Consider the following 11,221-nt stretch of genomic DNA (forward strand, 5'->3'; position numbering starts at 1 on the left):
CTCGGTCAGGTCTTCACGACCATTCGGTCATTCGCCAGAGACCGCTGCGGCGCGGAGTTCTGAGGGCGTCACGCCATAGCGACGGCGGAATGCACGATTGAAATAGGACAGATCCCCGAACCCGGCATCGAGCGCGATGGCGCTGATCTTCAGACCAACATGGCCTGGATCCGTCATCAGGCGATGCGCGCGCTCAAGACGTTGCGTAAGAACGTACTCAGTAAATGTCGTGCCCTCACGTTCGAACTGTCGCTGGACCCATCGCGCCTTGACCCGATGCTGCGCGGCGATCGTCGCCACGGACAGATCGGGCTGATCGAGCCGGTTTGCGATGTCCTGCTTGATAGCCCGCAACCGTGCCGCCTCGCCGCCCCGGCTCCTGGCGATCTCGGCTGCGTCGCGTGTCGCGCCGATGGCAAGCGTCATGAGATCGTGTATATGCGTCACGACCTGCTGTCGCAGGTCAGGTGCGGCGAAACCCTCGGTCTTCTCGATGAGGCCGATGTAGCGGATCATAAGCCGCAGTGCCGGATTGTGCGCCGGGATGGACCGGCAATAGGCAGCGTCGAGGTCGGCAACGGACGACGACAAGATGCGCCGCGGGGCCCGCACGTTGATGTATTGGCCGTACGACGGCACCTTCAGGCAGGCCGGCTCCGACGCGGTCATCACGCTCGCCTCGCCCGGCTTCAGATCGAGCGCGCGGCCGAGTTGACGCGCCTCGCAGGCGGAGGTCAGGCCGATGGTCATGAACACATCGTCGCTGTCGATGAACTCCCGCGGCAAACGATAGATCGCTGCGGATCGTTGCGCCTTCGCGATCCCCAGGCCCGGCATGCGCCACAGGGTGGCTTCGGTACGAAACCCCTCGGCCGAGAGGGGCTCGATATCACGCTTCGACAGCGTCCGGCCGTAGATCTCACGGCACGCATCCAGGCGCTCGTGCGGCGCATAATCGTCGGTCGAGAACCGGACCACAGCGCAATTGCCGTAGTGGGCGACAGGTGGAATCGTGCTCGAAGTGCTCATGTTCAGCTCACCTCGATGTTGGTCACTCCGTGCGTGTCGCCGCGCCAACCTCTCAGGTCCCCGTTCTACTCGATTGTCGCGGCAGTCCAAGAGGGAACGGGTCGAGACCCTTAAGATAGCACAAATAATGATTGAGTGCCCACTGATAAATTTCAACAGCAAAATGAATTCGAGAAGCGATCTGTCGACCCGGCAAGCGGCGCCCGGGCCTGGCTGCACCCGCCGGCACATGAAAAAGGCGCTCCTAAGAGCGCCCTCTCCATACCCTAACCGGCCCGTTCGATTGGTGCGGCCGAGAAGACTCGAACTTCCACGGTGTTACCCGCTAGCACCTCAAGCTAGTGCGTCTACCAATTCCGCCACGGCCGCATCCGATCGGCCAGTCGGGGTGGCCCACTGAAGGAGCCGGGCGGGAGATAGCAAATCGACTCGCCCAGGGCAAGGCTGCGCCGTCACGGAAAGGCCTGCCATGGACGGATACGGCCGACCGGCCCATATTGCCGCCATGACCGGACCAGCCGACCCGGAATGGCGGATCGAGGACCACGCCGTGCCCTATCCCGAGGCGCTGGCGGCAATGGATGCGCGCGTCGCCGCGATCCATGCCGGCACGGCGCCCGAGCTGGTGTGGCTGCTGGAGCATCCGCCGCTCTACACCGCCGGCACCAGCGCCAAGCATGCCGACCTGCTCGTGCGCGACCGGTTCCCGGTCTATCCCACCGGCCGCGGCGGCCAGTACACGTATCACGGACCGGGCCAGCGCGTGGCCTACCTGATGCTCGACCTGCGGCGCCGGCGCATCGGCGTGCATCGCTACGTGCGCCATCTCGAGGAATGGGTGATCCGCGCCCTGGACCGCCTCAATGTGCGCGGCGAGCGGCGTGAAGGCCGCATCGGAGTCTGGGTGACACGGCCGGACAAGCCACCGCGCATGGCGCTGGACGGCATGCCCCACCCCACCGAGGACAAGATCGCGGCCATCGGCGTGCGGGTGCGCCACTGGGTGGCCTTCCATGGCGTGGCCATCAACGTCGCGCCGGACCTGACGCATTTCGGCGGCATCGTGCCTTGCGGCATCAGCGAGCATGGCGTGACATCGCTGGCCGATCTCGGCCTGACCGCCGGCATGGCCGACCTCGACCTGGCCCTGCGCGCGACGTTCGACGACGTTTTCAGCGCCGAGCCCGCGCCGGCCGAGGCGATCGGCGTTGACGCCACGCTCGCAACGGCCTGACGCCGGCGCCCGCCCCTACCGCACCACCGGCCCTTGCGGCGATGTCCCCTGCTGCGGGTTCTGCTGCCACTGCCCCGGAGGCTGCTGCCACTGGCCGGGCGGCATGGGCGGCGGCTGCCATTGCCCTGGCGGCATCTGGCCCATCGGCACCTGCGGCGGCATGCCGTAGCCCGGCGCCGCGGGCGCCATGCCCGCGGGCACTGCGACCTGGCGCGCCGACCGCCGGCCGCGGCCGAGGAACCAGAGACCGAGCGCGATCCCGACGCCGACAACCAGCACCAGGATGCCCACGATCGGCCGGTAGTACAGCCAGGCGACGGCAATGGTGATCGCCGACAGCACGGCCGTCATCGCCAGCCCGATCGCCCCCGTGCCCAGGCCGATGATGTCGCCGAGGAACGGAATGACATCACCCACCACGCTCAAGGGCCGGAAGAACAGCACGAAACCGATGAACATGACCAGCGCACCGACCGCGCGCAGGATCCAGGTCATGACCGTGTTGGCATCCTGGGCCGCCGTGAACATCTGCGCCGCCGGCACCACCCCCTTCTCGACCATCAGCAGGCGGTCGCCAGCAGCGGTCTGATAGGGCGCGAAGCCGTTGCCGGCCTGCTGCGCCACGACGCTGATCTGGCTCGCCGTCACCGCCTCGTACGAAATCCGCAGGTCGCCGATCTGGGGGCTGTCCGGGTCGCGGCCGACATAAAGACGGCCATCGACGACACGCACGGGCTCGCCCACGGTCTGCCGTGCACGCGCTTCGGCAGCGGCATCGACGGACAAGGGCTCACCGCCGCTCAGCCGGCCCAGGACATTCGGCGATGCATCGAAGGCACCCAGCGATGCCTTCGCGACCGTGACGCTGCGGCTGCTGTAGCGCATCGGCGGGTTGTGATGGTTGCCCGGCTGCTTGAAGCGCGTCGAGTCATGCAGACGATCGCTCCATTCGCGGACGTAGCTGTAGGTCGTGACCGTCTCCTCGCCGCCGCCGAGCTTCTTGCGGGTTTCGCTCCGGCTCTCCTCCTTCCACTGGTACATCTCGACCTTGCGGATCAGGCGCACCGCCTGTGCCGTGACGCCGAACTCGGCGTCCGACACCGAGCCGCCCAGGGTCAAGGGGCCGGCGACATGCACCAGCTTGCCCTGGTTGGCCGGGTCGACACGATCGGCCGACACGGATTGCACGATGCCGGCGCCCTCGGTCAGGGAACGTGCCGTGGTCACGGCCCGGCCCTCGTTCCAGAACAGCAGGACCACCGATACCGGAATCAACAGCAGGCCGATCAGGACGCCGACAATGGCCTGCTTCAGCCGCCCGAACCAGGACGTCTGGGTCGTCTCGGTGAAGCTGTCGCCGCCGTAGCCGCCGGCACCGCCTGGTCCGTCAGACCACGACGGGCCGCTTGCCTGATTGTCGTCGGACATTCCGACTCTCCCCGGAGCCGCGCGCCCCTGTCCCATTCTACGCCGCAGCACGCCAGCGCCCAAACAAAAAGTGATCGCTCGCCCCTAGACGGTCGGTTTATGCGCGAAGCCGTCCAGCGCCGGGGCTATCGCGGGTTCGGCATCGACGGCGTCCACGCGCGCCAGCGATGGCCCCCGGCGGCAATCGGCGAGCATGTGGTCGACAATGGGGCGCGGACCGACGAACAGCGCCTCGACGGAGCCGTCGACGCGGTTGCGCACCCAGCCACGCAGACCCAGCGCCCGGGCGCGCCGCACGGTCCAATCGCGGAAGCCGACACCTTGCACCCGACCGCGGATACGCGCCTGGACCGCGATGATGTCGTTGTCGGTCGATGCCGTCATGATGGCACCTCCTCAGCCTGACAGCGCCTGCCAGCCGTTCTGCACCGTCAGCACGATACCCGAGGCGGCCAGCAGCAGCAGCACGATGCGACGGAACTGCATCGGCGAAACGTGCCGGTAGGCGCGTGCGCCAAGCCAGGCTCCGCCAACCAGGCATGGCAGCAGAATCGCAAAGCGTTCGAGCGTCGCCACGGTCACGTACCCTGCCACCACGAGCCCGGTCAGGGACACGATATGGCAGAAAGTATTGAAGACCATGAACAGCGCGCGCTGGCGCTCCTTGGTCCAGACGCGCGCCACGGCCCACATCGCGGGGACGACGCCGCTCAGCCCCGCCAGGCCGCCGAGCACGCCGCTCAGCCAGCCGATGGCGACCTCGGCCACCAGCCCATCGCGCGGGCGGGGACGCAGCCAGGGCCCGATCACGAGCTGGAAGGCGGCGAAGGCAATCAACAGCAGGCCGACGAACAGGCGGAACAACCCGAGATTGATATGCGCGATCAGCAGCGTGCCGATCGGCAGGCCGACGATCGCACCGGCGATGTAGGGCGCCACCAGCTTCGGCTCGACGTCCCGCAACACGCTCGGCATCGCCGTAGCCTGCGACACCAACGAGCCGAACACCACCATCGCCGCCAACTCGGCAAGCGGAAAGCGCCAGATCCAGAACGACAGCGACACCAGGGCGAAGGCGAAGCCCGACAGCCCCGAGACGAAGGCCGCGGCGATGGCGCCGGCGAGCAGGACGATCAGGTCAGTGGCGGCCATCGTCTATGCCGAATCATTGCGGCAACGCGAGGAGGCCCCCGCGAAAGGAGGCTCCATGCGCGGCAGACGACGAATCGATCAGGCGAATTCGAGGATCTTCTGGTCGACTCGCAGGCTGTCGCCGGGGTTGGCGTGCAGCTTCAGCACCGTGCCGTCGCGCGTGGCGCGCAGCACGTTCTCCATCTTCATCGCCTCGACCTTGGCCAGCGCCTCGCCGGCCTTGATGTCCTGCCCTTCGTGGACCTCGACCGAGACCAGCAGGCCCGGCATCGGCGACAGCAGGAATTTCGAGGTGTCGGGCGGCGCCTTCTCGGGCATCAGCTTCAGCAGCTCGGCGCGGCGCACCGTCAGCACCAGCACGTCGGCCTGGCCGCCGGCATGGAACAGCAGGAAGCCGGCGCCCTTGGTGTCGACCTGCGCCACCACCCGCTTGCCGTCGACGCGGCCGCTGAACAGCGGCTCGCCCGGTGTCCACGTGGTCTCAACTTCCAGCGTGCGCTCGCCGGCGCGCACCGTGAACAGGCTGCCGCCGCCCGCGACATGCAGGCGATGATGCTCCTTGTTGAGCACCACGACGATGTCCTCCTCGAGCGCCGGCCGGTCGGGCGTCGTGCGGCCGTTCAGCCGCGCCGCCCGCAGCGTGGTGATCTGGTCGATCGTGGCGGCAATCGCCGCCAGGACCGTGGGATCGCGTGGCGGCAGGTCCTTGGCGGAGAACCCGCTCTTGAACTCCTCGGCGATGAAGTTGGTGGTGAGCTGGCCCGAAGCGAAACGCGGATGCGCCATCAGCGCCGCAAGGAAGCTGATGTTGTGGTTGAGGCCGCGAATGTAGAATTCATCGAGCGCGCGCAGCATGCGGTCGGTCGCCGCCGCCCGATCCGGGCCATAGGCGCACAGCTTGGCGATCATGGGATCGTAGAACATGCTGATCTCGCCGCCCTCGTGCACGCCGGTATCGACGCGCACGTCGCCCGACGTGACGTCGGGCGGCAGGTACTTCACGACCCGGCCGGTCGAAGGCAGGAAGTTGCGGAACGGATCCTCGGCATAGACGCGTGCCTCGATCGCCCAGCCCTTGAGCTCGACGTCGTCCTGCGTGAACGGCAGCTTCTCTCCGGCCGCCACGCGGATCATCAGCTCGACCAGGTCCAGGCCCGTCACCAGCTCGGTCACGGGATGCTCGACCTGCAGCCGGGTGTTCATCTCGAGGAAGTAGAAATTGCGGTTCTTGTCGACGATGAACTCGACCGTGCCGGCCGACTTGTACTGCACCGCCTTGGCCAGGGCGACCGCCTGCTCGCCCATCGCGCGGCGGGTCTTCTCGTCGAGGAACGGACTGGGAGCCTCCTCGATCACCTTCTGATGGCGACGCTGGATCGAGCATTCGCGCTCGCCGAGATAGACACAGTTGCCATGGCCGTCGGCCAGCACCTGGATCTCGATGTGGCGCGGCTCCTCGACGTACTTCTCGATGAACACGCGGTCGTCGGCGAAGCTGGACTTGGCCTCGTTGGTGGCCGAGACGAAGCCCTCCTTGGCCTCGGCGTCGTTCCAGGCCAGGCGCATGCCCTTGCCGCCGCCGCCGGCCGACGCCTTGATCATCACCGGATAGCCGATCGAGCGCGCGATCTTCACCGCCTCGTCGGCGTTGGGGATCACCTCGAGATGGCCGGGCACGGTGCTGACATTGGCGTTCTTCGCCAGGATCTTGGACTCGATCTTGTCGCCCATCGCGTGGATGGCGTGCGAATCAGGGCCGATGAAGACGATGCCGGCCTTGGCCAGGGCAGCCTGGAACTCCTGCTTTTCCGACAGGAAGCCGTAGCCGGGATGCACGGCCTGCGCGCCGGTCGACTTGCAGGCCTCGACGATGCGGTCGACGACGAGGTAGCTCTGGGCCGAGGGCGGCGGACCGATGAACACCGCCTCGTCCGCTTCGCGCACATGCAGCGCATCGGCATCCGCCTCGGAATAGACCGCCACCGTCTTGATGCCCAGGCGGCGGGCGGTGCGGATCACGCGGCAGGCGATCTCGCCACGGTTGGCGATCAGGATCTTGTCGAAGGGCGGCCGCGTCGGCCGTGTCGCCGCCGTCTTCGCCGCCGCCGCCGTCAGGTGCTGGCCGTCCGCAACCTTTGCCGAGGCCGGCTTGGCTGTCTTCGATGCCGGCTTCTTCGCAGCGTCCTCTTTCCGGGCCGTGGCCATTACCCTTGCTCCTTCACAGACATCGTTCCATGGACCGGCCGTTCAGGCAGATCCAAAACACGGATCACGAACGCCAGCCGCTCGGCAACCTCGGCCAGCGCCTTGTAGCGTCCGGACGCACCGCCGTGGCCGGCTTCCATCTCGGTGTGCAGCAGCAGCACATGGTCGTCGGTCTTCAGCGTGCGCAGCTTCGCCACCCACTTGGCCGGCTCCCAGTACGTAACACGCGGATCGTACAGCCCGGCGCTGACCAGCATCGTCGGGTAGGCTTGCGCCACCACGTTGTCGTACGGGCTGTAGCTGGCCATGTAGGCGTGGAACACCGGATCGGCCGGGTTGCCCCATTCGACGTATTCCGGCGGCGTCAGCGGCAGGCTGGCATCGTGCATGGTCGACAGCACGTCGACGAAAGGCACCATCGCCAGCACCGCCGCGAACAGCTCCGGCCGCTGGTTCGCGACCGCGCCCATCAGCATGCCGCCGGCGCTGCCGCCCATGGCCGCGATCCTGCCGGGCGCCGCGACGCCGGCGCTCACCAGGTGCTCGGCGCAGGCAATGAAATCGTCGAAGCTGTTGCGCTTCTTCAGCAGCTTGCCGTCGTCATACCAGGCCCGCCCCATCTCCTCGCCGCCGCGGATATGGGCGATCGCCCAGATCATCCCGCGGCCCAGGAAAGGCAGGCGGTTGGCGGAAAAGCCGGCATCCATCGACATGCCGTAGGCGCCGTAGCCGTACAGCAGGACCGGCGCCGGGCCATCGTCCACGGTCGCGCGGTGGCGGACGAGCGAGATCGGCACGCGCACGCCATCCTTGGCCGTCGCCCAAATGCGCTCCACGACGTAGTCATCAGGCGCGTGCGTGGGCACGCTTGTCTCCTGCACGATGTCAAGACGCGCCGTCGCCACCTCGTAGTCGTACCAGGTGCGCGGCCGCGCCGGCGATTCGTAGATCAGCCGCAGGGTGCGCCGGTCCCATTGGTGGCCATCGAGCGCCGAGATCGTGTAGGCGGGATCCGGGAACGAGATCACCTTGCCCGCCGACGCATCGCGGTGCTGCCCCGTCACCACGCGAACGCGCTTCTGCGCCTGGGTGCGCTCGACCAGCCACCAGAAGTCACGCGCCACGCCGAAGCCGCTGATCAGCGCCTGATCGGACGGCGGCACCACCTCCTGCCATCCCGACTCGCGCGGATCGTCGAGCGGTGCGCGCACCAGTCGGAAATTGTGGTGGCGGTCGTTGGTGCGGATCAGCAGCTCATCGCCGCGGTCGGCCACGTCGTATTCATGGTCGGGCCGGCGCGCCAGCACGAGGCGCGGCACCGCCTCCGGCTCGGCCAGCGGCACCAACCGGGTCTCGCTGCTGTTCTTGGCCGCCGATTCGATATGCAGGAAACGGCCCGAGGCGCTCTCGCCGATCCCAACGAAAAAGACCGGATCGGTCTCCTCGTAGATCAGCGGATCCTCGCCCGCATCCCCCAGCCGATGGCGGTGCACCCAGCGCGGCCGCTGCTTGTCATCCTGCCGGATGTAGAACAACGTGCGGCCGTCCGCCGACCAGCCCAGGCCCGACGAGCACGGCACCGCGGCCGTGTGCACGTCGGCGCCGGCTTGCAGGTCGCGGATCCGCAGACGCAGCCGCTCCGAACCGTCGATATCGTCGAGGATCGCCAGGAAGCGGTGGTCGGGCGAGACGGCCCAATCACGCACCGCATAGAAGCCGTAGCCCTCCGCCTCGCGATTGGCATCCAGGATGATCGTCTCCGGCGCCTCGAGGGTATCCTTGCAGTACCACAGCGGGTACTCCCGGCCCGGCTCGAAGCGCGCGCCATACCATCGACCATGGAGCCACGACGGCGGCGGGCTTTCGTCGGGGATCACCAGCGCCTTGAACTCGTCCAGCAATGCCGGCCGCAGGTCGCTGCTGCCGCCGAGCACCGCATCGACATAGGCGTTCTCCGCCTTGAGGTAGTCCAGCACCGCCTCGTCGCGCACGTCCGGATAGCCGGGATCCCGCAGCCAGTGGAAAGGGTCCTCGCGGCCATCGGCATGCCGATGCGGCACCTGCCGCGCGCGCGGCGGCGGCGGAAAGGCCGATTGGCGGAAGGGGTTCTGCGACGTCATGCCGATGGCGTGGCTCAGAGCGGGATGTTGCCGTGCTTGCGCCACGGATTCTCGAGCTTCTTGTTCTTCAGCAGCGCCAGCGCCTTGCAGACCCGCCGGCGCGTGCCGTGCGGCATGATCACGTCGTCGATGAAGCCGCGGTTGGCGGCCACGAACGGGTTGGCGAACTTCTCACGGTATTCCTTCTCGCGGGCCGCGATCTTGGCGGGATCGCCGATGTCGGACCGGAAGATGATCTCGACCGCCCCCTTGGCGCCCATCACGGCAATCTCGGCGCCGGGCCAGGCGTAGTTGACGTCGCCGCGCAAGTGCTTGGACGCCATGACGTCATAGGCGCCGCCATAGGCCTTGCGGGTGATCACCGTGACCTTGGGCACCGTCGCTTCGGCATAGGCATAGAGCAGCTTGGCGCCATGCTTGATGATGCCGCCGAACTCCTGGGCCGTGCCCGGCAGGAAGCCCGGGACATCGACGAAGGTGACGATCGGAATGTTGAACGCGTCGCAGAAGCGCACGAAGCGCGCCGCCTTCTTCGATGAATCGATGTCGAGGCAGCCGGCCAGGACCATCGGCTGGTTGGCGACGAAGCCCACCGTGTCGCCGGCCATGCGGCCGAACCCGGTCACGATGTTGCCGGCATAGTCGGGCTGCAGCTCGAAGAAATCGCCTTCATCGACAATTTTAGCAATCAACTCTTTGATATCATAAGGCTTATTCGGATTGGCCGGAACCAGGGTATCAAGTGAGAAATCGTCCCGCGCCGGGTCATCGGCCGTTGGCCAATGCGGCACCTTCTCGCGATTGCTGAGCGGCAGGAAGTCGTAGAAGCGACGCAGTTGAAGCAATGCCTCAACATCATTCTCGAAGGCCACGTCCGCCACACCCGACTTGGTGGTGTGGGTGACGGCGCCGCCAAGCTCCTCCTGCGTCACCGTCTCATGCGTCACCGTCTTCACGACATCGGGACCGGTGACAAACATGTAGGAGCTGTCCTTCACCATGAAGATGAAGTCGGTCATGGCCGGCGAGTAGACCGCCCCGCCGGCGCAGGGGCCCATGATCATCGAGATCTGCGGAATGACGCCGGAGCTCATCACGTTACGCTGAAAGACATCGGCATAACCCGCGAGACTATCGACACCTTCCTGGATTCGTGCACCGCCCGAATCATTGATGCCGATCACCGGCAAGCCATTCTTCATGGCCGTGTCCATCACCTTGCAGATCTTCTGCGCATGAGCGTCGGACAGCGCGCCGCCGAACACCGTGAAATCCTGGCTGAAGACCATCACCGGGCGGCCATTGATGGTGCCGTGGCCCGTGATCACGCCGTCGCCCGGGATACGCTGCGCCTCCATGCCGAAATCAGTGCAATCGTGCTCGACGAACATATCGAACTCCTCGAAGGAGCCCTCGTCGAGCAGAACCTCCAGCCGCTCACGTGCCGTCAGCTTGCCCTTGGCATGCTGCGCATCGATACGGCGCTCACCGCCACCCAGTCGCGCCGCGGCGCGCTTCTTCTCCAGGAGCTGGAGGATTTCCTGCATCGTGTTTCCCCGAACGGATCGGCCAAACGGCGGTTGCCCATAGCACTTGGGCCGGTGGGTTGCTAGGTGATCAGGCCGCAGAGTGAAACAATCTTGCGCAGGCAAATCTCTTCGGCAGAAGGATCGCGATCACATCGCGGCAGAATTACCAGAAACTCTATCGAGCTGTGATTTCAAGGGCTTGCGGATGGTCAAAATTACGCCGGAAAACGGCCAGAAATTACCAGAAACCCTCGCCGCCCGTGCAGCAACCGCATCGCGCGATGTCCGCACCCGAGTCGGTGCAAATGGTGAGAGCAAGAACGACATCATGAACTCCGCACCCAAGAATTGGGCCAGTAGACAATACCACTTTCTTAATTGAAGAACAAGAACAAAATAGCAACATAAATGACGAATGAGCTGGCCGGTGCAGCAGATGATCTGTCCGGTGCAAAACGACGTCGCGTTTGTTGACGCGCCGGAGCTGCCCCAGGGCCAGGGACGTTCAAGCTTCCCGATGAGGT

The 11,221-nt window shown here is 66.3% G+C and carries 9 protein-coding genes and 1 tRNA gene; 2 read left to right on the forward strand and 8 right to left on the reverse strand.

What is annotated here, in order from left to right:
* Positions 1-27 precede the first annotated feature (27 nt).
* Both FHP25_RS16080 and FHP25_RS16085 read right to left on the reverse strand, forming a co-directional pair.
* A complete protein-coding gene (locus FHP25_RS16080; protein ID WP_178133564.1) occupies positions 28-1,029 on the reverse strand; it encodes an AraC family transcriptional regulator in 1,002 nt (333 codons plus the stop codon).
* A gap of 284 nt (positions 1,030-1,313) precedes the next feature.
* A tRNA-Leu gene (locus FHP25_RS16085) sits at positions 1,314-1,398 on the reverse strand.
* A 100-nt stretch (positions 1,399-1,498) separates the two neighbouring features.
* Here FHP25_RS16085 and lipB point away from each other — a divergent pair.
* Positions 1,499-2,263, forward strand: coding sequence for a lipoyl(octanoyl) transferase LipB (gene lipB / locus FHP25_RS16090; protein ID WP_147847970.1), 765 nt, complete (start codon positions 1,499-1,501; stop codon positions 2,261-2,263).
* Positions 2,264-2,278: 15 nt separating this feature from the next.
* Here the strand turns inward: lipB and FHP25_RS16095 are convergent, their stop codons facing one another.
* The 6 genes from FHP25_RS16095 to FHP25_RS16120 form a co-directional block, all read right to left on the reverse strand.
* Positions 2,279-3,691 carry a TMEM43 family protein gene (locus FHP25_RS16095; protein WP_218578410.1) on the reverse strand — a complete coding sequence of 471 codons (1,413 nt, stop codon included), beginning with the start codon at positions 3,689-3,691 and terminating at the stop codon, positions 2,279-2,281.
* An 84-nt stretch (positions 3,692-3,775) separates the two neighbouring features.
* The gene (locus FHP25_RS16100) at positions 3,776-4,075 is read right to left on the reverse strand and encodes an acylphosphatase (RefSeq protein WP_147847971.1); all 300 of its coding nucleotides are present in this window, start codon (positions 4,073-4,075) and stop codon (positions 3,776-3,778) included.
* A gap of 12 nt (positions 4,076-4,087) precedes the next feature.
* A complete protein-coding gene (locus FHP25_RS16105) occupies positions 4,088-4,843 on the reverse strand; it encodes a sulfite exporter TauE/SafE family protein (RefSeq protein ID WP_147847972.1) in 756 nt (251 codons plus the stop codon).
* Between the two features lie 78 nt (positions 4,844-4,921).
* Positions 4,922-7,048 carry an acetyl-CoA carboxylase biotin carboxylase subunit gene (locus FHP25_RS16110; RefSeq protein WP_147847973.1) on the reverse strand — a complete coding sequence of 709 codons (2,127 nt, stop codon included), beginning with the start codon at positions 7,046-7,048 and terminating at the stop codon, positions 4,922-4,924.
* Positions 7,048-9,213 carry a S9 family peptidase gene (locus tag FHP25_RS16115; RefSeq protein ID WP_231712345.1) on the reverse strand — a complete coding sequence of 722 codons (2,166 nt, stop codon included), beginning with the start codon at positions 9,211-9,213 and terminating at the stop codon, positions 7,048-7,050. The genes FHP25_RS16110 and FHP25_RS16115 overlap by 1 nt, the downstream gene beginning before the upstream one ends.
* Complete coding sequence (locus FHP25_RS16120; protein ID WP_147847975.1) at positions 9,183-10,715, reverse strand: acyl-CoA carboxylase subunit beta; 1,533 nt, start codon at positions 10,713-10,715, stop codon at positions 9,183-9,185. The genes FHP25_RS16115 and FHP25_RS16120 overlap by 31 nt, the downstream gene beginning before the upstream one ends.
* An 82-nt stretch (positions 10,716-10,797) precedes the next feature.
* Here FHP25_RS16120 and FHP25_RS16125 point away from each other — a divergent pair, with 82 nt between their 5' ends.
* Positions 10,798-11,079: a hypothetical protein gene (locus FHP25_RS16125; RefSeq protein WP_147847976.1), complete on the forward strand. Its 282-nt coding sequence runs from the start codon at positions 10,798-10,800 to the stop codon at positions 11,077-11,079.
* Positions 11,080-11,221 lie beyond the last annotated feature (142 nt).

This window comes from Vineibacter terrae, from assembly GCF_008039615.1.
Lineage (GTDB): Bacteria > Pseudomonadota > Alphaproteobacteria > Reyranellales > Reyranellaceae > Vineibacter > Vineibacter terrae.